At 58.5% G+C, this 26,113-nt stretch carries 44 protein-coding genes; 24 read left to right on the top strand and 20 right to left on the bottom strand.

Going from position 1 to position 26,113, the window contains the following annotated elements; all coding sequences use genetic code 11:
- Positions 1 to 176: 176 nt before the first annotated feature.
- From EPK99_RS06685 to EPK99_RS06615, 18 genes are all read right to left on the bottom strand, one after another.
- On the bottom strand, positions 177 to 1,277 hold the full coding sequence (locus EPK99_RS06685) for a site-specific integrase (RefSeq protein WP_128442287.1): 1,101 nt from the start codon (positions 1,275 to 1,277) through the stop codon (positions 177 to 179).
- Positions 1,255 to 1,512, bottom strand: coding sequence for a hypothetical protein (locus EPK99_RS06680; protein WP_128442286.1), 258 nt, complete (start codon positions 1,510 to 1,512; stop codon positions 1,255 to 1,257). The genes EPK99_RS06685 and EPK99_RS06680 overlap by 23 nt, the downstream gene beginning before the upstream one ends.
- Positions 1,509 to 1,748: a hypothetical protein gene (locus tag EPK99_RS06675; RefSeq protein ID WP_128442285.1), complete on the bottom strand. Its 240-nt coding sequence runs from the start codon at positions 1,746 to 1,748 to the stop codon at positions 1,509 to 1,511. Before EPK99_RS06675 ends, EPK99_RS06680 begins: the two co-directional genes overlap by 4 nt.
- Positions 1,745 to 1,891, bottom strand: coding sequence for a hypothetical protein (locus EPK99_RS25690; protein WP_245455764.1), 147 nt, complete (start codon positions 1,889 to 1,891; stop codon positions 1,745 to 1,747). The genes EPK99_RS06675 and EPK99_RS25690 overlap by 4 nt, the downstream gene beginning before the upstream one ends.
- On the bottom strand, positions 1,888 to 2,139 hold the full coding sequence (locus EPK99_RS25685; protein WP_245455762.1) for a hypothetical protein: 252 nt from the start codon (positions 2,137 to 2,139) through the stop codon (positions 1,888 to 1,890). Before EPK99_RS25685 ends, EPK99_RS25690 begins: the two co-directional genes overlap by 4 nt.
- On the bottom strand, positions 2,136 to 3,701 hold the full coding sequence (locus tag EPK99_RS06665) for an ATP-binding protein (protein ID WP_164901723.1): 1,566 nt from the start codon (positions 3,699 to 3,701) through the stop codon (positions 2,136 to 2,138). Before EPK99_RS06665 ends, EPK99_RS25685 begins: the two co-directional genes overlap by 4 nt.
- Positions 3,698 to 3,934 carry a hypothetical protein gene (locus tag EPK99_RS25255; protein WP_164901722.1) on the bottom strand — a complete coding sequence of 79 codons (237 nt, stop codon included), beginning with the start codon at positions 3,932 to 3,934 and terminating at the stop codon, positions 3,698 to 3,700. Before EPK99_RS25255 ends, EPK99_RS06665 begins: the two co-directional genes overlap by 4 nt.
- Positions 3,931 to 4,422 (bottom strand): 5' nucleotidase, NT5C type, encoded by a 492-nt coding sequence (locus EPK99_RS06660; RefSeq protein ID WP_128442283.1) that lies wholly within the window; start codon positions 4,420 to 4,422, stop codon positions 3,931 to 3,933. The genes EPK99_RS25255 and EPK99_RS06660 overlap by 4 nt, the downstream gene beginning before the upstream one ends.
- Positions 4,423 to 4,424: 2 nt before the next feature.
- The gene (locus EPK99_RS06655; RefSeq protein WP_164901721.1) at positions 4,425 to 5,531 is read right to left on the bottom strand and encodes a recombinase RecT; all 1,107 of its coding nucleotides are present in this window, start codon (positions 5,529 to 5,531) and stop codon (positions 4,425 to 4,427) included.
- Positions 5,528 to 5,755, bottom strand: a complete 228-nt coding sequence (locus EPK99_RS25250) for a hypothetical protein (protein ID WP_164901720.1) — start codon at positions 5,753 to 5,755, stop codon at positions 5,528 to 5,530. The genes EPK99_RS06655 and EPK99_RS25250 overlap by 4 nt, the downstream gene beginning before the upstream one ends.
- Before the next feature lie 3 nt (positions 5,756 to 5,758).
- Complete coding sequence (locus EPK99_RS06650) at positions 5,759 to 6,754, bottom strand: PD-(D/E)XK nuclease-like domain-containing protein (protein ID WP_128442281.1); 996 nt, start codon at positions 6,752 to 6,754, stop codon at positions 5,759 to 5,761.
- 2 nt (positions 6,755 to 6,756) lie between these two features.
- On the bottom strand, positions 6,757 to 6,987 hold the full coding sequence (locus EPK99_RS06645) for a hypothetical protein (protein ID WP_128442280.1): 231 nt from the start codon (positions 6,985 to 6,987) through the stop codon (positions 6,757 to 6,759).
- A complete protein-coding gene (locus EPK99_RS06640) occupies positions 6,980 to 7,387 on the bottom strand; it encodes a hypothetical protein (protein WP_128442279.1) in 408 nt (135 codons plus the stop codon). Before EPK99_RS06640 ends, EPK99_RS06645 begins: the two co-directional genes overlap by 8 nt.
- Positions 7,384 to 7,932 carry a hypothetical protein gene (locus tag EPK99_RS06635; RefSeq protein WP_128442278.1) on the bottom strand — a complete coding sequence of 183 codons (549 nt, stop codon included), beginning with the start codon at positions 7,930 to 7,932 and terminating at the stop codon, positions 7,384 to 7,386. The genes EPK99_RS06640 and EPK99_RS06635 overlap by 4 nt, the downstream gene beginning before the upstream one ends.
- Positions 7,929 to 8,201 (bottom strand): hypothetical protein, encoded by a 273-nt coding sequence (locus tag EPK99_RS06630; protein WP_128442277.1) that lies wholly within the window; start codon positions 8,199 to 8,201, stop codon positions 7,929 to 7,931. The genes EPK99_RS06635 and EPK99_RS06630 overlap by 4 nt, the downstream gene beginning before the upstream one ends.
- Before the next feature lie 8 nt (positions 8,202 to 8,209).
- Positions 8,210 to 8,467, bottom strand: a complete 258-nt coding sequence (locus EPK99_RS06625) for a hypothetical protein (protein WP_128442276.1) — start codon at positions 8,465 to 8,467, stop codon at positions 8,210 to 8,212.
- Positions 8,467 to 9,066 carry an Arc family DNA-binding protein gene (locus tag EPK99_RS25475; RefSeq protein WP_205909077.1) on the bottom strand — a complete coding sequence of 200 codons (600 nt, stop codon included), beginning with the start codon at positions 9,064 to 9,066 and terminating at the stop codon, positions 8,467 to 8,469. Before EPK99_RS25475 ends, EPK99_RS06625 begins: the two co-directional genes overlap by 1 nt.
- 971 nt (positions 9,067 to 10,037) lie before the next feature.
- A complete protein-coding gene (locus EPK99_RS06615) occupies positions 10,038 to 10,688 on the bottom strand; it encodes a S24 family peptidase (RefSeq protein ID WP_128442275.1) in 651 nt (216 codons plus the stop codon).
- Positions 10,689 to 10,782: 94 nt separating this feature from the next.
- On the opposite strand from EPK99_RS06615, the gene EPK99_RS06610 reads away from it, so the two are divergent.
- Both EPK99_RS06610 and EPK99_RS06605 read left to right on the top strand, forming a co-directional pair.
- Positions 10,783 to 11,013: a carph-isopro domain-containing protein gene (locus tag EPK99_RS06610; RefSeq protein ID WP_128442274.1), complete on the top strand. Its 231-nt coding sequence runs from the start codon at positions 10,783 to 10,785 to the stop codon at positions 11,011 to 11,013.
- Complete coding sequence (locus tag EPK99_RS06605) at positions 11,010 to 11,315, top strand: hypothetical protein (RefSeq protein WP_128442273.1); 306 nt, start codon at positions 11,010 to 11,012, stop codon at positions 11,313 to 11,315. The genes EPK99_RS06610 and EPK99_RS06605 overlap by 4 nt, the downstream gene beginning before the upstream one ends.
- Here EPK99_RS06605 and EPK99_RS06600 read toward each other — a convergent pair.
- Positions 11,266 to 11,574 (bottom strand): hypothetical protein, encoded by a 309-nt coding sequence (locus EPK99_RS06600; protein ID WP_128442272.1) that lies wholly within the window; start codon positions 11,572 to 11,574, stop codon positions 11,266 to 11,268. The two genes, EPK99_RS06605 and EPK99_RS06600, sit on opposite strands and share 50 nt — an antisense overlap.
- 93 nt (positions 11,575 to 11,667) lie before the next feature.
- On the opposite strand from EPK99_RS06600, the gene EPK99_RS06595 reads away from it, so the two are divergent.
- From EPK99_RS06595 to EPK99_RS06520, 16 genes are all read left to right on the top strand, one after another.
- Entirely contained in the window at positions 11,668 to 12,123 is a 456-nt protein-coding gene (locus EPK99_RS06595) for a helix-turn-helix domain-containing protein (protein WP_128442271.1), read from the top strand.
- Positions 12,107 to 12,505 carry a hypothetical protein gene (locus tag EPK99_RS25680; RefSeq protein WP_245582419.1) on the top strand — a complete coding sequence of 133 codons (399 nt, stop codon included), beginning with the start codon at positions 12,107 to 12,109 and terminating at the stop codon, positions 12,503 to 12,505. The genes EPK99_RS06595 and EPK99_RS25680 overlap by 17 nt, the downstream gene beginning before the upstream one ends.
- Entirely contained in the window at positions 12,502 to 12,681 is a 180-nt protein-coding gene (locus EPK99_RS06585) for a hypothetical protein (RefSeq protein ID WP_128442270.1), read from the top strand. The genes EPK99_RS25680 and EPK99_RS06585 overlap by 4 nt, the downstream gene beginning before the upstream one ends.
- The gene (locus EPK99_RS06580) at positions 12,678 to 12,896 is read left to right on the top strand and encodes a hypothetical protein (RefSeq protein ID WP_128442269.1); all 219 of its coding nucleotides are present in this window, start codon (positions 12,678 to 12,680) and stop codon (positions 12,894 to 12,896) included. The genes EPK99_RS06585 and EPK99_RS06580 overlap by 4 nt, the downstream gene beginning before the upstream one ends.
- Before the next feature lie 354 nt (positions 12,897 to 13,250).
- Positions 13,251 to 13,598 (top strand): hypothetical protein, encoded by a 348-nt coding sequence (locus tag EPK99_RS06575; RefSeq protein WP_128442268.1) that lies wholly within the window; start codon positions 13,251 to 13,253, stop codon positions 13,596 to 13,598.
- Positions 13,598 to 14,158 (top strand): hypothetical protein, encoded by a 561-nt coding sequence (locus EPK99_RS06570; protein ID WP_128442267.1) that lies wholly within the window; start codon positions 13,598 to 13,600, stop codon positions 14,156 to 14,158. Before EPK99_RS06575 ends, EPK99_RS06570 begins: the two co-directional genes overlap by 1 nt.
- A 6-nt stretch (positions 14,159 to 14,164) precedes the next feature.
- The gene (locus EPK99_RS06565) at positions 14,165 to 14,344 is read left to right on the top strand and encodes a hypothetical protein (RefSeq protein ID WP_128442266.1); all 180 of its coding nucleotides are present in this window, start codon (positions 14,165 to 14,167) and stop codon (positions 14,342 to 14,344) included.
- A gap of 82 nt (positions 14,345 to 14,426) precedes the next feature.
- Complete coding sequence (locus EPK99_RS06560) at positions 14,427 to 14,810, top strand: hypothetical protein (protein ID WP_128442265.1); 384 nt, start codon at positions 14,427 to 14,429, stop codon at positions 14,808 to 14,810.
- Positions 14,807 to 15,706, top strand: a complete 900-nt coding sequence (locus EPK99_RS06555; RefSeq protein ID WP_245455760.1) for a hypothetical protein — start codon at positions 14,807 to 14,809, stop codon at positions 15,704 to 15,706. The genes EPK99_RS06560 and EPK99_RS06555 overlap by 4 nt, the downstream gene beginning before the upstream one ends.
- Positions 15,703 to 16,281, top strand: coding sequence for an MT-A70 family methyltransferase (locus EPK99_RS06550; protein WP_128442264.1), 579 nt, complete (start codon positions 15,703 to 15,705; stop codon positions 16,279 to 16,281). The genes EPK99_RS06555 and EPK99_RS06550 overlap by 4 nt, the downstream gene beginning before the upstream one ends.
- The gene (locus EPK99_RS06545; RefSeq protein ID WP_128442263.1) at positions 16,278 to 17,735 is read left to right on the top strand and encodes a DnaB-like helicase C-terminal domain-containing protein; all 1,458 of its coding nucleotides are present in this window, start codon (positions 16,278 to 16,280) and stop codon (positions 17,733 to 17,735) included. The genes EPK99_RS06550 and EPK99_RS06545 overlap by 4 nt, the downstream gene beginning before the upstream one ends.
- Entirely contained in the window at positions 17,735 to 18,451 is a 717-nt protein-coding gene (locus tag EPK99_RS06540; protein WP_128442262.1) for a hypothetical protein, read from the top strand. The genes EPK99_RS06545 and EPK99_RS06540 overlap by 1 nt, the downstream gene beginning before the upstream one ends.
- Positions 18,448 to 18,762, top strand: a complete 315-nt coding sequence (locus EPK99_RS06535) for a hypothetical protein (protein WP_205909076.1) — start codon at positions 18,448 to 18,450, stop codon at positions 18,760 to 18,762. Before EPK99_RS06540 ends, EPK99_RS06535 begins: the two co-directional genes overlap by 4 nt.
- Positions 18,759 to 19,310, top strand: coding sequence for a GcrA family cell cycle regulator (locus tag EPK99_RS06530; RefSeq protein ID WP_128442261.1), 552 nt, complete (start codon positions 18,759 to 18,761; stop codon positions 19,308 to 19,310). The genes EPK99_RS06535 and EPK99_RS06530 overlap by 4 nt, the downstream gene beginning before the upstream one ends.
- Positions 19,310 to 19,765, top strand: coding sequence for a hypothetical protein (locus EPK99_RS06525; protein ID WP_245455758.1), 456 nt, complete (start codon positions 19,310 to 19,312; stop codon positions 19,763 to 19,765). Before EPK99_RS06530 ends, EPK99_RS06525 begins: the two co-directional genes overlap by 1 nt.
- Entirely contained in the window at positions 19,762 to 20,382 is a 621-nt protein-coding gene (locus EPK99_RS06520) for a hypothetical protein (RefSeq protein WP_128442260.1), read from the top strand. The genes EPK99_RS06525 and EPK99_RS06520 overlap by 4 nt, the downstream gene beginning before the upstream one ends.
- A gap of 794 nt (positions 20,383 to 21,176) precedes the next feature.
- Here the strand turns inward: EPK99_RS06520 and EPK99_RS06515 are convergent.
- On the bottom strand, positions 21,177 to 21,449 hold the full coding sequence (locus EPK99_RS06515; RefSeq protein WP_128442259.1) for a hypothetical protein: 273 nt from the start codon (positions 21,447 to 21,449) through the stop codon (positions 21,177 to 21,179).
- 136 nt (positions 21,450 to 21,585) lie between these two features.
- Between EPK99_RS06515 and EPK99_RS06510 the strand changes: the two genes are divergently transcribed.
- The 6 genes from EPK99_RS06510 (at position 21,586) to EPK99_RS06485 (ending at position 26,095) form a co-directional block, all read left to right on the top strand.
- On the top strand, positions 21,586 to 21,915 hold the full coding sequence (locus EPK99_RS06510; RefSeq protein WP_128442258.1) for a hypothetical protein: 330 nt from the start codon (positions 21,586 to 21,588) through the stop codon (positions 21,913 to 21,915).
- Positions 21,916 to 22,035: 120 nt separating this feature from the next.
- Complete coding sequence (locus EPK99_RS06505; RefSeq protein ID WP_128442257.1) at positions 22,036 to 22,416, top strand: hypothetical protein; 381 nt, start codon at positions 22,036 to 22,038, stop codon at positions 22,414 to 22,416.
- The gene (terL, locus tag EPK99_RS06500) at positions 22,373 to 23,842 is read left to right on the top strand and encodes a phage terminase large subunit (RefSeq protein WP_128443335.1); all 1,470 of its coding nucleotides are present in this window, start codon (positions 22,373 to 22,375) and stop codon (positions 23,840 to 23,842) included. The genes EPK99_RS06505 and terL overlap by 44 nt, the downstream gene beginning before the upstream one ends.
- Before the next feature lie 8 nt (positions 23,843 to 23,850).
- Positions 23,851 to 25,680 (top strand): anti-CBASS protein Acb1 family protein, encoded by a 1,830-nt coding sequence (locus tag EPK99_RS06495; protein ID WP_128442256.1) that lies wholly within the window; start codon positions 23,851 to 23,853, stop codon positions 25,678 to 25,680.
- Positions 25,677 to 25,871: a hypothetical protein gene (locus EPK99_RS06490; RefSeq protein WP_128442255.1), complete on the top strand. Its 195-nt coding sequence runs from the start codon at positions 25,677 to 25,679 to the stop codon at positions 25,869 to 25,871. The genes EPK99_RS06495 and EPK99_RS06490 overlap by 4 nt, the downstream gene beginning before the upstream one ends.
- Positions 25,868 to 26,095 carry an Acb2/Tad1 domain-containing protein gene (locus tag EPK99_RS06485; RefSeq protein ID WP_128442254.1) on the top strand — a complete coding sequence of 76 codons (228 nt, stop codon included), beginning with the start codon at positions 25,868 to 25,870 and terminating at the stop codon, positions 26,093 to 26,095. Before EPK99_RS06490 ends, EPK99_RS06485 begins: the two co-directional genes overlap by 4 nt.
- Positions 26,096 to 26,113 lie beyond the last annotated feature (18 nt).

Raw genomic sequence — 26,113 nt, 5'->3', positions numbered from 1 at the left:
ACTGCTTCTCGTATTTGACAGCTTGACGAAGGTCGCGAAGTTCACGAAACAGGACGCCAAACGCGGACGTGGCGAAACTGGTAGACGCAAGGGACTTAAAATTCTTTCGGTAGATTGATTTTATTAAAGTAATTTGCACAACATATGGGCGAAAACCAATGAAATCTAATGCAAACTCACTTCTTTTGCACACCGTTTTCGGACTGGAAAACCACCAGTCGTCCGCGCTCCTTCTCAACATGGCGCGTGTAATGCTCTCCCATCTTCCTTGAGCGATCGCCAAGGGCATCGGCCACAATCCCAGTGTCGAAGCCCCTGCGCCTGATCGACGCGGCATACGTCACGCGTAGGCCATGGAGAGTACATCCCTCCCTGATCAGCCCGCTCAACTTAAGGTCACTTAGGTAGTCGCTTACTGCGCCCTGCATGGCCTTCTCGTTCTTCCATGGCCGGCTGTCGCTGTTGAGACATATCCGCGGCGACTTCTTCCCAAGCGTCTCAAGGTGTCTCCGGGTCTCGGACGAGCATGGAAACCAACCAGGCTCGTTGTTCTTCCGCACTACGATCGAGAATGCTTTGATAGTTTCGGCATCGTTCACATAATGGTTCCAAGCGAGGGCTGCGCAAGTCTGCCCCCGGAACCCCTGATATCGAGCTAGAATCAAAGGCGTCAGGATATGATCGGGAGCGAGCCAAATCGCCGTCTGGACCTCCGTTTCGGTCCACTCATGATTGGCGTTAGGATCGGCGTTGTGTAGCTTCTCAACCCCGCCGGCAGGGTTTTGTACCATCTTGCCAACCTTAACCGCCTCCTTGAAGATGGTTGAGAGGTGACTGACCAACTTATCAGCGAATCGTTCCCACTTGTCCTTGGCTGCCTTGTTTCTCATCCCATAGATGCTTGGCTGGTTTATGATCGAGACTGGGAAATTCAGAACCGGGCCTGCGGTTTCATGGCGGGCTGCGTCTAGATATGAAAACGACTTTTCGTAATCCTCTTTGCTCGCGTCGGAAAGCTTATCCCAACGGGGACACTCCTCCTTGAACCATTTTATCACCGAGCCAAGGGTTCCTTCGTCGTATGAAGGTCTTCTGTCGCGGCCTTCGGCTTGCAGGTGCTTAAGACGGAAGTCATGGCTAGCAATCTGGCGGTCGAGCTGATCCCGCGTCCCGACGAAGCCCTTAATCAAGGTTTCGCCCGTTGCCCGATACGACACGTACCATTTGCCGCGAGATCGGCGGATATTCAGCCCTTTAAGCTGCACCTTTACCACCACCGAAGAAATCCTCGAATTTGACGACAGAGGATTGTTTAACGTTTGGATCGAGAGAAGCCAGCCATTCGTCTAGGCGTTGGCGCAAATATCTATGCCCCCATGTGGATTCTGTGTACTTTAGCGGCCTGACTGGGCAAAGCTGCTTGAACAGTTCGACGGAAAGACCGCAGTATGCCGCCGCGAGTTTCTGGTTCATGGCTGCCGGCCAATAGGGAAGATCGACTGGCGTCGTCATGTCTCACTCCCGCGTGATTTGATAATCTTATTGCCAAACACGACCTCATATAGGTTATGTCTATCTGGCCCGATTACCTCATAATCGAGGCCGTCAAGATTATCTGCGCCGAGAATGACGGCGACTTGAACGACCGGAAAGACGGTCTTATCGCTACGTCCATCACGCCACTCCAGCGGCTTTACCCGCATCTGCGCATCATACGCCTTGAGGGCGTCTCCTGTTGGGTTGGTCATGGCTGGCTTCCTCCGATGACTTCGCCCGTCCGGCGGTCTACGACCGTGCCGTCCATGAGGCGTTTTAGGCTGGGGTGAGAGAGTGACGACTTTGGCTTGCCGAGCAGATGCTTCTTCTTCACCCGTGCGATTTTCGACTTCACGCCCATCTCGACGGCGGTCTTCTTGCGATGGACACCCGAAGCGCAGGGAAGAGGTTTGCCTCCCGGTGTTCGCCTCCGAGGATCAAGGCATGCTTGTGGTCAAGGTCCCATTCGTCCCGCAGCGGGTCGATCTTGGCGCCCGTGAGATGACAGATGAAGTTCTCGCGCTCCAGGATGCGGATCTTGACCCGGGCCGGGACCTTGGCGTCGTCGGTGCGGCCGCACCATTCTTCCACCGAGCGAGTCATGACTTTGCTCCTTCCAGACCCTCTGCGATGCAAATCCCGGCTGTCTCCGTGATCAGCCCGTTCTTCCGCAAGATCGACATGCCGGTGTTCCAATGCCCGCCACGCGGCTGCATGCCGAGAGCGGCCGCAAGGCCGTCAATTGCGATGCCGGGCGAGCGGCGGATAGCGGCAAACATTTTCTGTGCCGGCTGGGGAAGGTTCTGCTCAAGCAGATCGGCGGGGATGACGCCTTCCGGCGCGTCCGGCGGGTTTAGAAGGATCACCAGATCACCTTCCTCGCGAACAAAGCCGTCAGCCTTCAGCCGCTTGCGAGTTGTGTTGAAGTGACCGCCGCTGGCTTTGCGCCCGCACATGGCTGCGAGACCGGCCCAGGTCATCTTCACCGGATATACCTGCATTGCGGCGTTGAGGAGAGGGTTTTCGGAAGCACCAGTGCGCTGAATAGCCTTGGCCACAGGCTGTGACTTCTCAACCGCAGGAACTGCAGCACGAGCTGCCGGTGGAGTAGCTACGTTGGCCTGATCCTGCGCTGTCAGGGGAGACCAGACGCTTTCAGATGCAGCTCGTGCTGCGTCCAACACCAGGGCCGCGCCGCGAGCCATCCCCTGTTCCAAGCCTCGAGCAAAGCCGCGCTGTTCTGCTGAGTCGATCTCGGCTCTGCTCGGCAGACGAGCGCTGGGGACGCTTGCATCCGTGACCGCTATCGTCATGGCGGTTCGAAGCGCTTCAACGTCCACCGACGTCAGCGCAGGCTGCACGATCGTCTCTCCATCTGTCGGAGTCCGGCTGGAGTCGAATGTCTTGATCGCCGGGAATGTCGTTCTGGCCAGTACGTTGGCAGCTGGAGACCAGACCCATCCTTCGCCCCGGGCAAGCGTCGGTAGTGACGACATGACGGCGCGCGCTTCCCCTGCGTCTGCGTTGCCCTTGACCCAATCGTCGATTGCCTTGCGGTCTTGCGGGCTCGTCAGCTTCAGCGCGATCAGGGTTCCGATCTGCGACAGGACATTCTTGTGGATTACCGCCGGCCGTTGGGTGATCATCAGCGGGCGAAAGCCTTTGATCCGTCCACGCCGCACGATCTTGTCGAAGATGCCGAGAAGCCGCTGCTCGCCATCGGCCGGCTTTTGAGCCGCTACTTCATCGGCCTCATCAACGATCAAGTGAAGTGGCGCGCGGTTGCCGGCGTAAAGTTGCTCCAGGAACGGCGTGAGGAAGCGGTTCTTCTCACCGCCGGTCATGGACGAGATGTCAATGATCGCCCGCACGTCACGGTTGGCGAGAGCCTTGCCAAGCGCCTTACCGCTTTCGCCGTCCGGCGTTAGTTCAACGTCAGCATGATCCCCGCCGAAGATCATCACAGGGAATCCCCCGTCGCGGTTGCCATCCGCACCGGTGCGCAAGCCCCACCATGCACCCGTAGGGTCAATGATGATAACCCGGCGCCCTATGGCCAAAAGGACTTCAACAGCTCCCTTCGCCGCAAATGTCTTGCCGGCGCCAGTCGTGCCAACGATTGCCGTTGGATGGTCAAGTAGATGTGCGAGATCCGCCAGTATCATGATCCGATCTCCCGCGCATATCTCTTGCCGATTTCGGTCAGCCGGATAAGCGGCCCACCTTCGACGCGGTAGCCGTATCGCCGATCCGTGATCCACTTGGCGACGTCTTCGTTCGCAGAGCCCGCTGGCCTGCGGGTCTGATAGATCCGCTTGACGAGCTTCTCCGCCTCGATCTGGATGTTCAGTCTCCCGACGGCGCGGGTCTGGGCCATGGTGGCTTCGTAGCGGTTCATGCTGCAAACCCCGTGTTGCCGACCAGGCCCTCAAGAGCATTGCGTGTCGTCAGGAAATCGCGATGCAGTATCCCGATCCCGCCTTCTAACTCCCATGCCTTAATGTTGCGCTCGAAGTCATCGATCAGGATGTCGCCCGGCGCATGCATGAACAGCGGCTTGTTGCGTCCGCCCATGACCGGGAGAATGATGCAGTTCTCCGACAGGTGCTCCCGCACCCATGCCCGCTTCTGTCGGGCTACATGGGCATAGTTTGACTTGGGGCATGCAGTCAGGATGATCGGGTCGATCCACGAGACGGCATCGAAGAACTTCTTGGCTCCTTCGCATACAGGCATGTCCCGGAAGTAGCTGTCGTGCGAGTTGATGAGCGACCACATGTCGTCATCAGCCTGGTCGCGGTGGTCGATCCCGAAGGTCGCGGGGAAGTGAGCGTCGAAATCAGCCATGACACCATCGAGATCAAGGTAGAGGCGGGGGAAGTTCATGGTCAGCCTCCAATCTCTTCGACTTTGCAATCAAGCAGGTCCGACGCGATGAAGGTCCTAGCCTGATCGATCGTGCGCTTGCCGGCGAATACCGCCTGCATGCAGACCTTGATCGTCGAGAGCTTGCCCCATGCGGGCTCAGGGACCACGTCACGGTAGTTGACGAGCATGTCCTCGATGGTCTTGCCCTTCACCTCATCCGTCAGCGCGTCATCTTCCACGATGGTGGAAGCCTTGCGCGCAAAATCCATTAGGTGGTTGCGGAGCTGCGTTGGGAGCTTGGTGGAGGCCGGGTCCGCGGGGACAGACCCGGCCTCACTCGCTGACGTCTGGAGGTCGTCGTCAGCATCGGACGCGCCGGGAGGGGGGACGGCGGCGTCGGATCGGTTGTCGGTCAAAATCTCGCCCGTAGACGCGTCATGTGGCTCTTCGTGGGCAATGTCCCCGGTCCAAGTCCGTCCACCGTCCTGCTGCCCTTGAGGCGGCGTATAGATGTCGTCTGAGAACGGGTCGAATGCCGGGGTGACATCCTTCGCTTTGTCAGGGCCTCGGAAGTCTTCAGCCTCGTCTCGGTCATAGACACCAAGCAGGACTTCCGGCGTATACCGGCGCGCCCAGGAGCGGGCAGAGTAGTACCCGAGCTGCTGCTGAGGATCAGTCTTCCACAGCGGAGAGTTCTTCGTGGTGATCGAGCCGACCGGGGGCGAGGTATAGGCATATTCCTCGCCTTCCAAGATGCCCGTAACGGTGCAGGTGAGAGCCGCGCCTTCGCCCTCGAAGCTATACTTGAGACGGCCCTTGATGCCCGACCGTGTGTTGACCACAGCGGCAATCAGCTGTGCTTCATAGGCAAGCACGTCCTTCACCTTGTAGGACTTCTGGGCCACGCTGAACGGGTCGAAGTTCCACTTGAGCGCTTGCATGGTGATGGCGGCACAATCCGGCGCATTGCCTCGAAGATAAGCCGGTATGCCGGCATTCGACTGGCACATGAACTTGGCGAACTCGACGATGTCGCTGAGGGTCTGCGGGGTGACCGCGAAGCCGTTATCCCCGCCAGTAATAGCGACCTGCGCGCCGAGCTTAGATGCTTGCGTTACCTGGTTCATTCTGATGCCTCCAGCGCCTTCTTGAGCGCAATGTTCAGTTCCCGGATCTCGGAAAGCCCCAGCGGGGACCGGTCGCTTTCCCCATCTTTCAGGGCGGCGTTGAAGCCTCGAACCCAGCAAGCCATGTCTGCCAAGCCGGCGGATGCCCATTCGGCCTGTCGCTTCGTCATGCGAATGGTGACAACTGGATCGGTCGGCTCGCCGTAATCAGCGTTGAGGATCATCGCTCATTCCCCCGTCGTCAGGCGCTGCTGGTACCAGACCGGCAGATCGGTTTCTTGCAGCTCGTCCAGCTGTGTTGTCGGCACCCACGCGGTATCCGTCCCGAACTCGGTCATGTAGCGTTTGTAGTTCTCGACGGCCTTGTTGATCATCTGCCGAGCATACCCGAAGAGCGGATTGCCGGGAGACAAGCTGATCCCATGGGAGATCGGAGCCCCGTCCTTCTGGTAGAAGACAAACACGAAGGCAAAAGCCTTGTTGCTGGCGACGTTGATGAGCCAAGGCATCTGATCTTCCGGGACGTTGTAGACGGCGCCTTCTTTGATCAGGCGGGCCATCTGCAGCCGGCCGTGGCGGTAATGCTCAGCCGATACGATATAGTCGTAGGTGGCGATCGCATCGCGGCATGCCCTGCCGAACTCCTTGCCGTGCATGTTCGCCAGCGACTTCAAGTCGGCAATGGCATTCATCTTGAGGTAATCGAGCCGGACCTTGTAGCGGATGCCTGCCTCAGTCCAGAAGACCGAGACCTCCGGCACCCCTCCGTCAAACGCCTTGGCGAGGGTCTGGTTTGCGCGGATGAATGCCGACGCTGCCATGATCTTCGACCAGTCCTTGAACTTGACTGGCACCTTGCCTTCGGCCTTGATCTTGGCAATTTCCTCAATGCCTTCCTTGCGGTTGCCAGGAAGCGTCTGCGGAGCATGACCAGCCTTGAATTTGTCAGCACCTTCAAGGACGCATTGATGGAACTGTCGACCGAAGACCTTGGCCGGCGTGTCGTCATCTTCCGGTCGAGCTGGGTTGAGCGGCGAATCCCACCAATAATCGGGAGCGTTATCGATCAGCTTCTTGATCCCGGTCGATCCGAGCGCCGGGTCCGCGTGATAAACGTGTTCCGACATGCCAAAGTAGACCCCATCCGGGATGACCTTGAACCGCTCCTTAAGCGCTTCGACATGCGGGTTAAGCGCAAGCGCGCCGATGGACTGTGCAGTCATGATCAAACCCTCGCTTGAAGTTGGAATTGCTGCTCTGTCTGGCGCAGCTCGGTAATGGCGCCGAAGACCACGGCGATGATGGAAATGAAGGCGATAACCGCGAGATAGTCGCGAACCCGCGGCATGAAGACCGGAGCGCGATCAAGGAGATCGATGATCGGTCTGGCGGCGGATCGGCATTCACCGCCTTCGCAGGAGCCGTCGAACTGGTTGGCAGCGCAGCAGTTACGCATAGGAGACCTCCGGCTTGCTGAGCCGACGGAGCTGCAAATGCTCAGACACGCATTCGAGCGCCGCCTTCGGGTCGTCGCCAAACTCAGCGATCAGATCCTCGATCTTGTCGGCAAGCCTTTCGGTATCCTCCCGCAGTCGTTCGATCTGCGCATCCTTGGCGGCGATGTCCGGCAGGATCACAGAGAGCTGATCGCGAACGTCGCGGTTTTCATCCTTCTCCAGAGCGATTGAGATGTAATCCCACTGGATGCGGTGGGGCTTCATGTGCTCGACCATGGCGCGGAGAACGTTGACCTGGTCCTCGTCGCTCATGTTGGCGAAGACCTGTCCGAAGTTGTCGGCGTCCGCTTCAATGAAGATCGGACGGCTGCTGTCGATGCTAACGGTGATCTTGCTCATGCCGCTTCTCCCCCTTCACGGGTGGGAGTGGAGGCGGTGGCCTTGGCGACAAGCTTGATCGGAAGCGGGTAAGGCTCCGTCTTGTTCTCGGAAGGGTTCCAGCAGCCGGTCTCGCCGACTTGGCAACGCTCGGCACCGTTCAGGAAAACCGCCGTATCGGCGTATTTGCCCTGAAGCCAATCCGGCATTGCGCCGCCTGTCCACAGATCGAAGGTCGTCGTCCGCTGACCGGCATAGGCGGAAGGCTCGATGTATTCGATATCGAACCGGCGTCCAGCCATTCCGCGAAACTGACCGGTGGTCTTGTTGCCGGGCGTGTAGATCGCACCAGCAATGATGGTCATCTTACCGTGTTCAGCGGCGAGTTGCTTGTCGAAGTCGTTCCAGTGATTGCAGGTGTAGCAGAGCCGGGCATTCCGCATGTTGGTTCGGACAGGCTCGACATAGGTGTCTTTTGTCTCTTCGCCGCAATTGGTGCATGTGTAACGGTAGTATGCCTCGCCTCGCATCCACGGCTGCTGTTCGATCTGTAAGAGGTCGGTCATCGTGCACCCTCCGAAGCAAGAGCAGAGTAGACGCGACCCGCATCGGTATAAGCGAGCGCCCGGCGAGACTGCGCCAGTTCCCGTTCCCGCATGTTGTGGTGCTGCGTCCAGCGAGCGTCGGAGACCATCTGAGACGTGATGTCGTCGATCTGGTCGTCGGTCAGCCAGTTGGATTCCTTGCGTGCCAGCATGGCGGTCACGGCCTGATCCAGCGCGTACGGGCCAAAGCTGCGGATGTATTCGAGTTTCTTCTGTCGGGTGGCGGTCATGGCGAGCCTCATTCAGCTGCGATTGAGAAATGATTGGTGACGGCGCGTTCCAGCATCATCGCCTCGAGGGCGGTAGCCTGCCGGCTGAACTCGACGACCAGTCCGCCGACCCGATCGGCACGGTGCGCGGCCTTGTCGAAGGTGGAGAACTCGACCGCATCCATGTCGTCACGGGTCCAGTCATCCTGGCCGGCGAAGAGTGTGTAGTATTCGGTCGCGTTCGAGGCCGTGAGGCGCTGGATTTGGAAGCGTTTGACGTAGGCCATCACGCACCGCCAATCTGAGCGGCAATGGCGCGGAGGCGGCTGTTGACCTGCTGCTCGATATGTTCGTCGATAACCTGAGCGATTGCTGGTGCCAGCGCGACAGAAGGTTCGAAGGACGATTCAAGCCTATGGACCAGTTCAGCGTTCAGCGAACGACCGTTTTTGAGAGCCGATTCTTTGATGCGGTCATGAAGACCGTCTGGCGCCCGAAGGTTGATCTGCTGATTGCCGCGACCGATTTCAGATATGCTTGCCATGCTCGGATCCCCATCCTTTGTTCCGCGATCAGATCGGCCGTGGCCTTCGTGGTCGCTGTGCTGTGCTGTGCTGTGAGGATGGTTGTAGCGAATATCGCTACGGCATGCAAGAAGAAATGTAGCGATAATGGCGACAAATGTTGCGGAGCTTCGAATCATGTGCCAAAAGAAAAGCGCCGGCGGGATGATCCGACCGGCGCTCAATGGCATCGCTTTGATGATTTCGCTTAACACATCACAATAATTGATGAAAGCGGAATGGCTGCCTTGAGGTGCTGAAAAGCCGAAAATCGTGGGTCTGCTCGGAGGTTCCCGCCACGAAAGTAAAGCTTGGAGGCACAAAGGCAGCGGTCTTCCGGGTTTGCCCCGCGCCGCCGATCAATCCGGCAAATCAATCCCAAGCGGTTGCTGGTTCCCAGGCTGGACCAGATTGTCAGGACGGGGAGACGCCGTCTGAATGGCTTGGATGCGGTCTGAAGAGTAAACGCGACAACATAACCTCAAGGTCTGAGACGGGTTGGCCCACCGGTGAAACGGGCAGTCGCGGATATCCTGACTTGATAGCATCCCATCGCTGCCGGCATAGGGCAGAGGTGAAGTGGACGGGAGCCTCGGTGCCTTGAGGTAGAACGTCTTGATAGGTCGAAGTGTGTCTTTAACCCACAGAAGTAGGACGGTTCCCGTGCAATTGAACAATGAAAATGCCCAGTGGATTGTAATCACTATCGGTCAGGTCGGCTTGATGGGTATCGGCTTCAGCCTTCTTTTGACGTCTATGTCTTTATGCCGAACCCTCTCGGTTTTGGCTTCAAGGCTAAGAGACACCCAAAGACGTCTGGTCGATCTGGAGAACGCCGAAGGCCGTAGGAATAGCGTCAAGTAAACCGTTTCTCCGCCATGGCCCTGCCGGTGCTGCGTACCGATCGGGCCGATAGTAGATCCGACAACTGTCACGCGCCTCATGTTGTCTGGTTCAAGGTCGTTAAGAGGAACCCAGTTGGACATATAAGCTTCGCCTATGTATGGCCGAGATTGGGTTGAAAGGATCGGCGAGGTAAAAGGGAAAACAGACGCGGCGCGGACAATCTCCCAAGCGTCGTTGGTCCTGTTCCGGAACACCAGATCCATTTGATACCAGCCAGGTTCGCTACTGTCCCATCCATGGGAAGCTACTTCTATCCCAGGGTATGGAGGACCTTCGGCTGCTAGCGCGGATCGGCGGGTATACCACGCAGAGGCGATTGATACGAGCAAGCCGACAATGCCCGTTACCGCCCCGAGAACGCCAAGCCAAAGCGGTGCGCTATCGCTCATCAGTTGCGAACCTTAGGCGTGAAAATTTCGAACGTCGTCCTGTAAACAGCTCCTATGATTTTAGGCATCTGGTCGGGGTAAAACGTCTCATAATCCCCGTTGCTCCATGGTTCGAATCGCAACGGGTTTGCGTAGAAGCGCTTGTATGACGCGCTCCCGTCTTCATCTTGGAATACATAGCACCGGCCGGACACCATCTCCTTGTCCGCCAAATTTACAAATATCAATGAGCCGTGCGGGGAAATCTTATCCATTGATCCGCCGTCTACTTCCATGGCGATCCAAACCCCGAATGAGAGTCCCGCGGCTGGAATTCTCGGGAAGTCTTCCAAGTTATCTACAGATGCAAGCTCTGTCAGGCTGCCAGCCGCGATCTTTGAGACGCGGGGCACCAATATCGCATCGTCCTCCGTCTGGTTTGGAGCGGGAAATCCAGTGATTTCGGCAATAGCGAAAACTTCGTGCGCTTTAACCACTCGCGTAGTGGTCATTTTCTGAACAATGGACCGGTCGTTGCTTGTGATGATTTTCCTGTCAGCCAAAATCTTAGCGAGTTTGGTCTGGCTGATCCCCGAGTGCTCGATAGCCTCCTTAACCCATGAGTTCAGGTGGCCCTTGATGCTCTTTGATTTTGCTGTCTTTTCCTTCATGGTTCAATTGTAGCGAGAGGGTGGCGACAAGTATGTTTCTAATATCGCTACAAGCCTATTGTCATTTGTCGCCATTATCGCTACAAGATTGGGCATGGAACCTGCACGCTCAATCATCGACCGCTTAGGCGGGCCCAACAAAGTCGCCGAGATAGCTGGCGTCCACAGGACGCGTGTTTCTAACTGGGCCCGCAACAAAGAATCTGGCGGCACGGGTGGCGTGATCCCGTTCAAGCACGTTCCGGCTCTATTGGCGGCGGCAAAAGGGATTGGCATCGACTTGTCGGCCGATGATTTCCTTCCTAGGCGGGAGACCGCAGCATGAACGACCGCCTCAACGAGCAATATCTCAAAATCCAACCGGACATCGACCGCGCGAGGGAGCGCCTTGCTGCGGTCGTCTCCAGCCTCAAGGACCGCTCTCCCATGAAACACGCCCTCGAAAGCCTGCCGGAGTTGATTGGCGCGGAAGACTTCACCGACCTCTGCCAGCTTCTTGAACTCACGGACTGGACCCGGAAGGAAGTTCCCACCGGGCCGGAGTTCGCCAAAGCGGTTCGCGCTCGGGTCCACAGGATCAGGTTCGATCAGGAGAGTGCGTTGCGTCGTGAAGGATCGCGCCTTTGACCGACTTCACTGACTCCTCGTCCAGAGCCTCGAAGGCCACATTGGCAAGCACTTGGAACGCATATGCCGTCCGCTTGCCGACCGTCTTCAGGACGTCGGCAATATCGCGATCCACGACGCCGCCTCCGGGCGGGTTCATCTCTGCTTCGACCTTTACCGAGAATGACGAGAACCCGAGCATGTTGGTCGGCACGGCGACTTTTACCGCCCATTGGTCGCCCTCGCGTTTCATCTCCATGATTTTGAATTTGTCGGCCATTTCAGTTCGCTCCTTGGTTGGCTTGGTTGAGTCTGTTCGCAACCTCACTCTCCCACGGCCTGCCAAGGGGCGTCCAGTCGAAGAGGTGATGGCATGACCACCTTCGGCCAAAACCTCAAGAAAGCCCGGAGCGCCGCCGGCTACACACAGCAGCAGGTCGCCGACAGGTTTAGCGTTACACGAGGCGCTGTCGCTCAGTGGGAGTCGGGTGCGATCTATCCCGATGCTTCCCGCCTTGGCGACATTGCGGAGTTTCTGGACTGCTCGCTTGATGTCCTGTTCAGGGGCAAGGTTGAGCAGACGGAAGACGCAGCGGACCACATCCCGGCAATGGCAACATTCTGGATGGTGGCTGGCATCGGCCAGCGCGGCCCGGCCTACCGTCATTGGTCGCAGGAAGCGGCCAAGGCCGAAGCCCTGCGCCTCGCCAAGGTAAACCCAAACGTCATCTTCGTGGTGTTGGAGGCGACCAGCGCTTTCCGATCCGAGGAACCCCGCATCATCGAAATCAGCGTCGATCCCGATGCTGACGATGGCATCCCATTCTGAGGGCTCAATCATGTGGAACCACGATCTCACCACCGCCCCTCATGGACGCAACGAAACCCGCACTCGCACAATCAAGGGCGAGACGCAGGAGTTCACGGACTTCGTTCCCGAGCCTGTCTGGTTGGCTACCAAATGCGGCAAGGTCGTTCGGACCTACTGGACGCCGAAGACGGAGTTCTCGCCGGCCCGCTGGGCTGGCCTTGGCACGAATGAGCAGCCGGTCGCATGGCAGGCGTTCGTTGTGCCTGAGCATCCCTTCCACCAATCGGACGTCGGCGTAGTCGCTGCAGTGATGGGCAAGGCCCGACTGGCGAACGCCGCTGGTGTTGAACTGCCGACGTCCGGTCATTTCCACCTCGAAGATGCAGGGTCGGGCGCATGAGCGACGAAAAGAAGGTCAGCGTTGATCTCAGCAGCGGCTACGGGTGGGGCATCGTATTCGCGTTTTTCATGTTCTGGCATCAGAGCGGTTGGTACCGGGTTGATTGCGGCCTTGGGGTCCAGAAGGCTTGCGAGCTTATCGCCGCTGAAAAGGATTATCGCGAGGTCAAGCCATGACCCGCGAACCCGTCGGCCACGAATGGCTTGCTGAGCTTCGCGACAAGTTCGCCGAAGAGTTTGCAGAGCCACCATCATCAACCTCGATATTCACGCCCGACGGAACGGTCATCGTTTCCGATACCGCCGGCAATTCAGTTTCAGGCCGAAACTGGGAAGAGGCTCTAGCCAATTTCGAACGGGCCAAGGCCGAACACGAAAGGGCAAAAGCATGAGCGTCTATGTCGCAATCGCTGGCCTCCTTCTCCTCCAATACCCGCTGACCCGTCTGTTGGTCGGCAGGATGCGGAAGAATTTCACGTCTGTTTCTCGGGACTACGCATCCCACAACGGGGCGCCTCTCGATCGGTAAAGCAGAGCAGGGCGCGTCGGCCGGCAAGCATGATCGCGCCGCTCTCCAACATTCGGACTTCGGTTTAGGCCGGGGTCCTTTCTAACCGCTCCAAGCCACAGCGCTTCCGCTGACACCAGGAAGCTAACCCAAGGCGGCAAGGAGCGCATTCACGGTGTCAGAGCATCACGTTCAAACGACAAACGCTAATAAGCAGGGATTGCAGGGACCTAAAACAATGAGCACCGCAGTAGCCAGTGAGTATGTGCGCAGAATGGTCGAACGAGAGACCTCCGGTAACGGAGACATCGACAACGCAGTCCGTCGTCTGGCGCGGAAATACGATCTTTCATTTTGGCAAATCATGCACCTGCGGGCGGGCAGGGCGAAGTCCATCACGATCGACGCATTCACGTCGATCCGGCGGGCATACATCGACTACTGCGAGGCGGAGGTCCGCGCACTGCAGGAAGAGATCAAACGGGACCGGGAACGCTACGAGGAGAACCATGATCTTCGCGATCTGGAAAACGAAGCTCAAGCGCTGGCTGAAAAGGTTCGGCTGGCACGAGAAAGGATAGGATGATGGCAGCGACGGCAGGGCATAATCTCAAGATCAGCGATGAGGATATGGACGTCCTTCTCGCCATCCATACTCGGAAGCTCATCACCGATCGCGCCGCGAAGAAAGCCGCCGCAGATCTCGAGAAAGCTCACGAAAAGGATGCAAAGAACGACGGCTTCAACGTCACCGAGATCAAAGACTACCTCGACGTCATGCTCTCGGACAACCAGCAGAAGCACGTCGACAAGTTCAACATGATGCGGCGGAACCGCGAGAAGCTGGGTGTCATCCCTCAGCAGGGGAAGGATCTTTTCTCCGACCGGGTCACCCGTGAGCAGCAGATCGACCGTGATGGCTACGAGACCGGATTGAACGGCCTTGAGCGGAACCCGCGTCACACTCGCGGCGGCACCGAGGATGACCTTTGGTACGCCGGCTATGACCGGGGCCGCGCCAAGTACGATGAGCGATGGGAAATCATCCTGGCCGCGATGGAACAGGCCCGTGAAGCCGAAAAGGCCGCTACCTCCAAGGAAGAGCCGCCCGCCGATGGCGATCCCTTTGCAGAAGCGGCGGAGTGACGGTCGATGAACACCACCAACAAGAGCATTGAGGAGCGGACTAGCGTGGAAACGAACATCAACACGATCGGTTGGGCAATCCTCGTCCAAAGCCTCATTCGCTATGGGGCCTTTATCGCCATCGCGTGGCTGACCCTGACGTTCGCCAATGGGTGGGTGATGGCCTACCTCGGCGCCTCTCACTGATTTCTCCCCCAGGCGGCTCTTCCTCCCAGAAGCCGCCCACCTTGGCCGCGAATGCGGCACTCTCTTTCCACCGGGTGACAAGATGAGCATCGATATTCGAATCCAATCGAAAGCCGAGCAGATCCTTCAGCACGAAGCGGCATTCTATGGGGTCACTCCGACTGCTGTTGCTAAGGCAATTATGGACAAGGTCGTTGCCGGCGATCTTATCCGCGATGTCCTTCAGGGCGTGGACGTTGCGAGCTACCAAGACCGGCGCCCGAAGTCTCACCCTAAGCCGCCTAGTGCGCCCAAACATCCTCGCCAGTTCAAATATTCGTTCAAGGGCGCCCCCGTAAAGCTGGAGGCTATTGCTGCCGAGCACGGGGTATCACCTACGACTTTGCGTAGGCGGATAAATAGCGGAATGCCAATTGAGCAGGCCCTATCGGTTGGAGATATGCGGAAGAAGGGGGCTCGGGTATGAGCGAGGAGGTCAATCTCACCGGACGCACCTTTGGCCGCCTCCGGGTTGTTGGAAAAGAAGGCAGCGCTTGGCGGTGCGCATGCCTGTGCGGCAAAGAGCCGGTCTATCCTGTGCAAGCTTTCAAGTGGGTTCGCTCCTGCGGCTGCAGAGTCATCATGGGACTCGATATTGCCACTCGCTCCGGCTGGGCCGTGAGGCAGAGTTGGAAGCACAGGTCGCAGATCAAGTGCGGGACTTTCTATGTCGGCACCAATGATGAAGGCGACAAGCTTGTGTGGGAAGCGAAGTACGCCGTCGCTGGCAATATGTTTTACCGCCTTCTGAAGGAATACCAACCTGATTTCGTGGCGATCGAAACGCCTGAACATAACATCCGGAAATATACGAAGCAGGACGAGGATAAGCCGAGGATCGACACCGGTGCGATACGGTCTTTCATCCAACGTCTGTCTGCGGTGATGATGAAATATGGCATGTTCAGCTCGCAGGCTGCGCAGGTCGTCGAGGACATCGCGGGCTCTTCAAGCAATTCCAACCAGATGCAATTGTCCGGCATGGCGGGGGCTATAACAGCGACCTGCATGCTCATGAATATTCCCTACGGCACCATCGGCTCACGCCGTTGGCACACACTTTGTTACGGCAAAGGCAATGTTCCTCCAGCCGGAAGCGACTGGAAAGACTTCGCGATACAGGATTGTGAACGCGAAGGCATCGACCTCCCTAGGACGAAAGCCGAGCAGCGGGACGCGGCAGAAGCTGTTGGCATCTGCCGCGTATGGGAAAGCTGTGACATCCCAAACATCAAGTGGATGCAGGACCGGGTAAAAGACCTTCGTTCGCAGGCCGATATCAAACTGCAAAAGCAGGCGCAGGCCGGGCAGGTGGCGGCATGAGGCTCTTCCCAGACCTATGGCCCTTCGGCGATCTCCAGCCGCACAGCTTCGACTTCATCATGGCGGATCCGGCCTGGACCTATCGAATGTATTCCGAAGCTGGCGAGGCGAAGTCTCCGCAAGCCCAATATCGGACGATGTCGATCGAGGAAATCAAGCGGCTTCCCGTCCTTGATCTGGCTTCGACCGATTCGCTGCTCTGGCTTTGGGCCGTCAATCCGATGCTTCCGCAGGCGATCGACGTCATGCGGGCATGGGGTTTCGAGTTCAAGACCGCCGGCACATGGCTGAAGACCACCAAGCACGGCAAGATCAATTTCGGGACCGGCTATATCCTCCGAGGATCGAACGAGCCGTTCCTGATCGGGACTCGGGGCAGCCCACGCACCGCTAAGAACGTCCGGTCGGGTTTTACTGGCCTTATCCGTGACCATTCCAGGAAGCCAGAAGAAGCCTATGCCGCAGCCGAGCGGCTGATGCCGAACGCGCGCCGTCTCGACCTGTTCAGCCGCACCAATCGCAAGGGCTGGACCGCATGGGGCGATGAAGCCGGAAAATTCGGGGAAGCAGCATGAACGCCAACTATCGCGACCCACTCCCATCCAACATTGAAGCTGAACAAGCCCTGCTTGGCGCGCTGTTGATCAACAACGATGCCCTGGCTGCTGTCCCACCTGCATTCGAGGCCTCCCATTTCCACGAACATCTGCACCAGCAGATCTTCGACGCCATCAAGCGTGGCCGCGCCGTCGGCAAGACCATGAACGCGATCACCGTTCGGTCTTTCATGGCTCCCGACTATGCAAACGCCAAGGTCGGCGACTTGAGTGTCGCGCAATACCTTGTCCGGCTGGTCGCCGAAGCGGTGAATATCAGCGGGGTTTCGGGCTTTGCTGACGCGGTCACGGAATACTACCACCGCCGTGAAGCCATGACGATCGGGGACGATGCCCACGACGCCGGCACCAAGGCTCAAGATGAGCTCGAGTTCATCGACCGTATCAAGGAATGCCGGGACAAGCTGACGGCGATCGTCTCTGCCATTGAAAGCCGGAACGATCCGCAGGAGACCTTGGCCGACGCGATCGACGATACCCTTGACCGGACCAACGATGCTCTCCGGGGAGCTTTGCCGGTCGGGATTGACCCGGGGATTCCCGAGATCACCACGCTCACCGGCCCATGGCAGAAGAAGCAGCTGATCATCATCGGCGGCGGGGTCAAGCAGGGAAAATCGGCGTTGGCCATGCAGTGCATGTTCAACGTGGCTGAGAAAGCCCCTGTAGGCCTCAACAGCGGCGAAATGAGCCGGATGCAGATCATCATGCGCGAGAAGGCCCGACGCACTGGGATAAGCTCCACGCGCCAGCAGCGCGGTTCCGTAAGCGATGTCGAAGTCGAGGAACTCATGAAGGCCGGCGAGGAGATGAAGCGCCTCCAGCACATCGATATTGACTGCCGGCGCATGACCCTCGACCAGATCGACCAGAAGATAACCCGCCTCATTGGAGAGAAGGGCATCGAAGCATTCTTCCTCGACCACATCGGCAAGATCCAGTGGACCGGCAAGATGGAATACGAGGACGAGTTCAAGCAGGGGCAGCGGGCAACATCTATCCTGAAGGACTATGCCCAGAAGCACGATATCCCGATCATCGCGCTCACCCATCTGAAAAAATCGACGTTCCAGGACTACCAGGGCAGGACCTTCAAGGAACGTCTCAGCGCCGCCATGAACCGCCGGCCGACCTATCGCGACCTCGTCGGCAATATGGACAAGGACGCAGATCAGGTTCTGATCGTTTTCCAGGCCCGCCCGATCGTCGCCGGCATGGAGCCAGCTGAAAACTCCGATGACTATCCGGTCTGGGAAGACGCCATGAACCGGGTCACAGGCAAGGCCGATATCATCCTGTCCCTGTCTCGAGAGAGCGAGTTTCCGCGGCGCAAGGAAATATCATGGGAGGGCAAGTCCACTAGCTACGGCCCGGCTTTCAAGCAGGCTCAGAATGCAAAGGAGCTGTTCTGATGCAGCAGCTTGAACTCGACTTCCAGCCTCTCCGTATTCTGATCGGCTGCGAGACCAGTGGGATAGCTCGCCGCGCCTTCGCTGAACTCGGCCATGACGTATGGTCTTGCGACATCATGCCGGCTGAGGACGGCTCCAATCGTCACATCGTCTGCGATATCCGCAAAGGCATTCTCCATGACGGATGGGACCTCTTGGCCGTCATGCACCCGCCTTGCACCCGCCTTTGCCGCTCCGGCCGGCGCTGGATGTCTGGGCCTGGGAAATGGACGGAGCCGAAGCAACTCCCACAGGGCCGGACATGGCAGAGCATGAAGGATGAGTTCGAAGAGGGCGTGTCAATTTTCGAAGCGTGTTGGAATGCCCCAATAGATCGCGTGGCAGCGGAGAACCCCGAGATGAACGACCTTGCTGCCGATCGCATGCCGGAAGATCTGCCGAAGCCGCAAATCGTCCAGCCCTTCTGGTTCGGGCACTCTGAATACAAGGGCACAGGCTGGTATCTGCGCAACCTTCCAGATCTCGAACCGACAGAGATGCTCATCGAGCCGGAGCGAGGGTCTGACGAATGGCGCGCATGGAACCGTGTCCACAGGATGCCTCCCGGCCCCGAGCGAGCCCGGCTCAAAAGCAGGTCATTCCCGAAGATGATGGCGGCAGCCGCACACCAATGGGCCGGCTACGCAATGCAAAACATCCAGAAGAGGGCAGCATGAACGAGTTTGCAATCGGCGCTCAGCCAATGGGCAACGGCTACATCGCTTGGTTTCGAAAGGTCCACAAGTGCGACAACGAAATCCTCAAGGGCAAGGGCGGTAATCCGATCATCTTCGGCAGCAAGGCTGAAGCCAAGGCAGCCGCGGGTGAGGCGATCGTCGCCTACATCAACGGGTCACTGGTTCGCGACGGCGCGGTGGTTCAGGGGCAATCGACGGCAGATGCAGTCTTCAACCTCAGGCCCTTCACCAGGGCAAAGGGGAGCGGGCGGCTGACGCTGGTCGAGAAGCGGAAGGAGGCGAGGGCATGAGCTTCGTGTGGGATCAATCGGCAATCGAGACAGCCGCGAAGCTATGGGAGCAGGGCGCATCATCCGGCAAGATCGGCAAGGCCCTCGGCATCACGCCCAACGCGGTCATCGGCAAGGCGCGGCGGCATCCCGATATATTCCCGCCGAAGAATGGCCATGGGAGGGGTTGGGCAAAAGGCACGGCAAGGGCGGCCCCAGGCGAGCAACGCCAGCCGGTGACAAGCCGGGGGGGGATAAACCCTAATAGAAACTCGGGGTTCTTCACCTCCGCCCGTCGGAATGGCATGAGCCTCACCAAAAAGCGGGAAGCGGTTAGACGGGAAGCTTCTGACATAGCTGCGCTGACCGCCAGCATGCCTGACCCCAAGGGGTACGATGCTGAGCGTCTGGCTGTGGCAAAGCCCCTCCATGAGTTGGCAAGGAATGAATGCCATTGGCCCTTGAACCAGGGCGGGCCGTTCCTGTTCTGCGGGGCCAAGAAGCAGCTCGGCCCGTACTGCATGGCTCACCATGTCCGAAGCCTGCCAAAGCGTGCGGTGGAGGTTTAATGAACCATCCAGAGGCACTGGCTATCTTCGCAGAGCACGGCATCCAGGTCGTGCCTGCGCATGTAATGCCTTCGATCGGGCAGACGAGAGCCATTGTCACCTTGGACCGCATCAGAAACCGCCATGGAGACGCACACGCTCGCTTCGTGGTGATGACGCTGGCCGAGACCGCCAACAACAAAGCGTTCATAGACGAGACGTCTCTGTGGGTTGTGAGCGACATGGCGAGGGCGGCCGCGAAGAACTTCCCCGACCTGGTCGAGAACAACGTCACCGCATGGTTCTCGTTCTTCGACGGCCTCCCGCTGGGGTGGCTTCAATACTGGGCTCTCGACCTCGACGGGGTCATATCGAAACGACACGCTTTGGGCGGCATGGTATACGAGAGAATGAAGCGGACGTTCGGAGCCATGGCAAGGCAACCAGACCTATTGGATGACAGGAGATCGGCATGAACGAGGCGCAAATCATCGAGATCTTTGTGAAGGCGGCGGAAGTGGATCGCAAGCTCCCTGACAGCGCGCGTCCGGCGAAGCTGAAAGCCACCAACCACGGATATGTCCATGACACCGCCGACCTCAACGGATGGTTCTCCGACGACAAGCATGCCGCCAACTGGGCATGGCTGGACCCGGCCAATCTGCGGAACACCACCAATGACATGGGGCTCTGGTCGGCGGCGATGGAGTTGATCAAGCTCGTGCCGTCCGAAAAGAACCGTCGCGCGCTGTGGGCATGGGCACGATCGGAAGCCGGCGGCAAGGCTTTCGCCAAGTGGTGCCGAGAGGTCGAAGGCATCAGCCGACAGGTCGGAAACTATCGGAAAAATGCCGCTGTTTTACATATTGCGCGAGCTTTAGACCGCAAGCCATTGCAGCATAACGATATTGACGGATCGGAGGCCTTTACTTCTACCCCCGAAATAGAGGATAAACAGGACATAATCGAAGTATGGCGCGCTGATGATGCGGTGCCTTTGGTGTTCGATGAAAGCCTTCGGGATTTCTCGTGGTCAGCCGCGCAAAACGAGCGGCGCCGGCAGCGCGAGGCGAGACGGAAACAAGCCGCATAAGAGCGGCAGGGCGTAATGCCCAACTAATCGGGCGGCGGATTGCAGCCGAGCTTGGTGAAAACCTGCAAACGAATGCCAAGCTAGTCGGTTAAACGGCAGACGAAAGCCCAGGTAGGCTGCCACCCTTCGGGGCCGATTATGGTGCGCCCGTACCAATCGGGAAGGCCGTCATGCGTCTGGGCTTAAATCCAGAGGGGCGGAAATAGTCGTCACGGTCTCCTTTGGCCGAGCCCTGCAGGCTGGCGGCAGTTCCTTCCCGTACCCCATCCAGCCCGTCGCCTAACCAGCGGCGGGTTTTCTCGTTTCAGGAGTAGGGTTCCATTCGGTGGAGTAGAGCTCGGCAAGCCAGCCCAGTTCGGGTGTCGGCGCCGTTTCTCTTCATTGCAACTACTGCGTTGGCGGAGATGCCGAGCAGCTCGGCGCATTTGGCGTCAGAACGCGCGAGGCCAGCCGATTTCATATCGGCCAGCCAGCGGGTGAACTGTTCAGCGGTCATATGTCCCCCGTGTCTGGAGCGGGTTTGTAGCTAGGGTGGTGCTCTCTGCGGTGGTGATGGCCAACGTATAGCCATTCGCCCATTTCTGTTTGGTTGCGGCCCTCATAGGACCATTCATGACGCTGAAACCAGTGGTGAGTGCATTTGCATACCCAGATTCGGTAGCCATTGCAGTCGTTGTGCCCCTCAAATGGCATCCAGTCGGTTACGCGGCAGTCAGCGTCGGCAAAGTCTGTAGGTTGGAGATTATCTCTTAGCAGCCCCATGGAGGCATAAGGCGGGTTGCCCCGCCCTCCCTTCAGTCGATGTTGGCCGAGACCAGTTCAGCGAAGGCATAGTCAGCGCCGGTCCAGTTCCGCTGTGTCCACCGGCGCTCGATGTCGAAACGTTCCTGCTCAAGAGCCCACTCGCGATCGTGAGCAGCGTTCCAGGCTTCGGAGAGTGCTTCGGTGATCTTCTCGCCAGCTTCTGCGCGGCCGTTATAGTCGGAGAGTTCAGCCTTGACGGCTTCGATAGCTGCTTCGTTGGCGGCGATAGCTGCGAGGTACTGGTGCTTGGTGAACTTGGTCATGTCGATCTCCTTTGTTGATGTCCCAATCATACAAGCTACTTGTATGAAGTCAACGGGAAATCGAGGTTACTTGTATGAATGTGGCGGATTTTATCGACGTGGCATAGATGCCGACTAGACCGGAAGCGCTGGCCCCATGACATACTGGTCCACCATCTCCGACGACGATCTCATCGAGGAAGCCCAGCGCAGAGCAAACGCCGGTAACTGGTCGCCCGATCGCTTCATGAGCCAACTGCAGTCCGACGACCGCGGAAAGCTCGACATCCTCCGCAGCGCCATCATCCAGGCGAAGGTAGAGGCAAACCGTAACGGCGACTGTCCGGCATTCCTCACGGCTCTGGCGGTCACATGCGATCAGCTCGACAGCGTCCGCGGGAATCCTCTGCCAGATCGGGCATGGGCGGTGAATACCACATTCGTCGGGCGATCGGCGTTTGAGGATCATGCGCCACGGGCGGCTTAGAAAATTCATATCGCGAAATGCCCAACGTCCCACCGCCGGGTAGAAATGGTTTTGCGCGAACAGCGAAACCAAAATGGAAAAGCAAGAGAATTCAATGGCCGTATCTATTGAGAACAAGCCATGACGTTTGAAGCAGGCAAAAGCGGTAATCCTGGCGGTCGGCCGAAGTTAAAGCCGTTCAAGGACGCTCTCATGATGGAGGCCCTTTCGGCAGAGCGCGGAGAGAAGTGCATAGCCAAGAAGGGCTCTCTTCGATGGAATGCCCGCAAGCTTCTGGAGCTAGGCGAGGTGCCGGCCATCAAGGAAATTGCGGACCGCCTCGACGGTAAGGTGACCCAAGCTATCAGCGGCCCGGACGGTGGGCCTATCCAGACCATTGACCTAACCAACGTGAGTGCTGATGACCTCGAACGCCTCGAAGCTCTCTTCGGTCCGCTTGCCGGTGGATCCGGCGATGATGATGAGAGCAATACGGGCGGAGAAGGCGAGGCGGTCGGCTGAGGCAGAACGGCAAAGGATCGCCAAGGATGCGGAGCGCATACGGGCGCGCTGCCAGACCCTGGCTGGTTTCGTTCGTGAAGCATGGCATGTGGTGGAGCCGAACTCGACATTCGTCCATGGCTGGCACCTGGACGCGATCTGCGACCACCTCGAAGCAGTAACCGACGGGCGCATCAATCGCCTGCTGATCAACGTGCCACCTGGCACGATGAAGTCCCTGCTAACCTCCGTTCTGTGGCCGGCATGGGAATGGGGCCCGATGGGTCGCCCATCGCTCAGGTATCTGACGACGAGCTATGCTGAGAAGTACGTCAAGCGCGATAGCCGCCGCATGCGCGATCTCGTGCAATCCGAATGGTACAGGGCGTTATGGCCTGAGGTTGATCTGGTCCGCGCCGGCGAGGCATCGTTCGCCAACAGCAAGACTGGCTTCCGTGAAGGCGTCCCCTTCGCCAGCCTAACGGGTGGCCGGGGCGATCGGGTGATCATAGACGACCCGCATTCGACCGAGACGGCGGAATCAGAAGCAGAGAGGACTAACACCTCGCGCATCTTTCGGGAGAGCGTGCCGACACGACTGAACGACCCGATCAACTCGGCGATCATCGTTATCATGCAGCGACTGCACGAGGATGATGTCTCCGGGCAGATCATCAAGCTTGGGCTCGGCTATGAGCACCTGATGCTCCCCATGGAGTTTGAGCCTGACCGGGCTTGCTCCACTGGCATCGGGTTCTCTGATCCCCGCAAGGAGGATGGAGAGCTTCTATTCCCGGCTCGCTTCCCTCGGGCAGTGGTCGAGCGCGACAAGGTTCCGATGGGCTCCTATGCTGTCGCTGGCCAGTTCCAGCAGCGGCCGGCGCCTCGATCGGGCGGTATGTTTCAGCGTGGGGACTTCGACGTGGTCGATGCGGTTCCATCCGGTGCATTGCGGTGCAGGGCTTGGGACTTCGCGGCAACGCAGCCGAAGCCTGGCAAACAACCAGATTGGACGGTAGGCCTGAAGATGGCCTTCCATGCCGGCATATTCTACGTCGAGAACGTGGTGCGCGATCGTTGGTCGCCTGCAGACGTAGAGCGCAACCTGAAGAGCACGGCGAGCCAAGACGGGCTTGAGGTGCGGATCAGGATGCCCGAAGACCCGGGCGCCGCCGGCAAGTCTGACGCAGCGACCAAGATCAAGCTGCTCGCCGGCTATGACGTGAAAGCGATCCGGCCCACCGGTGAGAAATCGGTGCGAGCCAAGCCAGCGTCAGCCCAGGCAGAAGCCGGGAACGTGAAACTGATCCGCGGTAGATGGAACGACACTTTCCTTGATGAGGTGTGTTCGTTCCCGAACGCCCAACACGATGACCAGGTGGATGCCTTCGCCGATGCTCTCAACGAGCTGGCGCTCGGCTCGACCTTCACTCTCGACAATGTCTGAGGACTGCGATGATCAATGACAGCCTGACCAGTCTCGTTTCCCGCATGGGGACAGAGCGGGATAAGGCCGCCACGGTCTTCTATACGAACCCGGTTCTGAGCGATGACCAGGTGGTTGCCGCCTACCGTGGGTCATGGCTTCCGCGCAAGATCGTCGATATCCCGGCATTGGACAGTTGCCGGAAGTGGCGCAACTGGCAGGCTGAAGACAAGCAGATCGAAGACATCGAGGCCGAAGAAAAGCGGCTGAACGTCAAGGGGAAGATCCTTGAGGCGATCACCAAGGCCCGCCTGTTCGGTGGAGCCGCGGTATTCATCGGGACCGGCGATGCCAACCCTTCGGAGCCGCTTGATGTCGAGCGCGTGTCTAAGGGCGGCTTGAAGTATCTCACGGTCTTGAGCCGCCAGGACGTGACAGCGGGCGAGATCGACCAGGATGTCAATTCGGAGTTCTACGGACAGCCCAGCTATTACGAGGCGACCGGCGCGGCGACTATGGTCCGCATCCATCCGTCGCGGCTGGTAATCTTCCTTGGCGCCAGACACCCGCATAACCTGATGAGCGTCTATAACCAAGGCTGGGGTGACAGCGTCCTAACGGCTACGCTCGACGCGATCAAGAACGCAGACAGCACCGCTGGCAACATCGCTTCGCTGATATTCGAAGCCAAGATCGATATCATCCGCCTTCCGAACTTCATGGCGTCGCTTGGTGACGAGCGGTACAAGGCAAAGATATTGGAGCGCTACACGCTGGCCAACATGTCGAAAGGCATCAATGGAACGCTGCTGCTCGACAAGGAAGAGGAATACGAGACCAAGACCGCATCGCTTGCGGGCCTGACAGACATCCTCATGGCCTTCATGCAGATCGTGTCGGGTGCTGCTGATATCCCGGTTACGCGCCTTCTAGGGCAGTCTCCGGCCGGAATGAACTCCACCGGCACATCGGACATGAAGAACTATCATGATCGGATTCAGTCCATCCAGGAGCTTGAGCTGACGCCGGCCATGTCGAAGCTGGACGAGTGCATGATCCGATCGGGTCTCGGCAGTCGCCCGCCTGAAGTCCATTACTCGTGGTCTCCGCTTGAGCAGATGAGCGAGAAGGAACGCGCGGAGATCTTCAAGACCAACGCTGATGCAGCACGGACGATCGTCGGCAGCGGGACAGGGCAAGAGATCATCACGCGGGAAGCAATCTCCAAGGCGCTGACGAACCGCTTGGTTGAAGATGGCGTATTGCCGGGCCTTGAGGATGCCATAGCAGAGTTTGGCGAGTTGCAGGAGCAAGAGCCCTCCGAAGAGGAACTTGCCGCTGCAGCAGCCGCACAGGCAGCAACAGAGCCCAACGTGACCCGGATGCAGCGGGCAGCCAACGACGCCGCTCCCCGGACGCTCTATGTGTCCCGCAAGGTGGTGAACGCTGCCGACCTGATCGCATGGGCCAAAGAGCAGGGGTTCAAAACCACACTGCCTGCCGACGACCTCCATGTGACCATAGCTTTCAGCCGGGCGCCGGTTGATTGGATGGCAGTTGGCGAAAGCTGGTCGAGCGAGCTCAAGGTCGCCGCCGGTGGGCCGCGCCTGATGGAGAAGTTCGGAGAAGCCCGGGTGTTGTTGTTCAAGGCAAGCGAGCTTCAGTGGCGCCACGCGGCGATCAAGGAAGCCGGCGCTAGTTGGGATCATCCGGAATATCAGCCGCACATCACCATTTCATATGACCCGGATGCGCCGGACCTTGCCGATGTAAAGCCGTACCAGGGTGAGATCATCCTGGGTCCGGAACTGTTCGCCGAGGTCAAGGAAGACTGGAAAGCAGGAGTGAGTGAGACATGAGGGTCAAAATTGGTGACCAATGGTTCGAACCTACGCCCTCTCAGGCGATCTGCATCGAACTGACGTCGTCCGACAAGGCGAACATCAATGCCATGTCCGAAGAGAGGTCCCGCTACGGAGCCTTCCACGATGATGACCACCGCTCCGACATCGAGATGCTCGAATGGATGAGAGAAGGATCAAAGACATGACCACCGTAGACAGCGCCTCCGACCAGCGGACCGTCAACAACACCATGCGCCACGCCTATCGCGTCCTGAGCGACGAGGAGAAGGCCGCCATGCAGGAGATCAAGGACATGGGCCTTGCCTTCCATGACCGGATCGCCGCGCTCGGTAGCAGCCGCGAAGTGTCGCTCGCGAAGACGAAGGTCGAGGAAGCGGTCATGTGGGCCGTCAAGCACGTCACCGCCTGACAGCGGCCTGAGAGAGGA

Origin of the sequence: Neorhizobium lilium, from assembly GCF_004053875.1 — a bacterium.
GTDB classification, from domain to species: Bacteria; Pseudomonadota; Alphaproteobacteria; order Rhizobiales; family Rhizobiaceae; genus Neorhizobium; species Neorhizobium lilii.
This window is presented reverse-complemented; position numbering and strand designations above follow the sequence as displayed.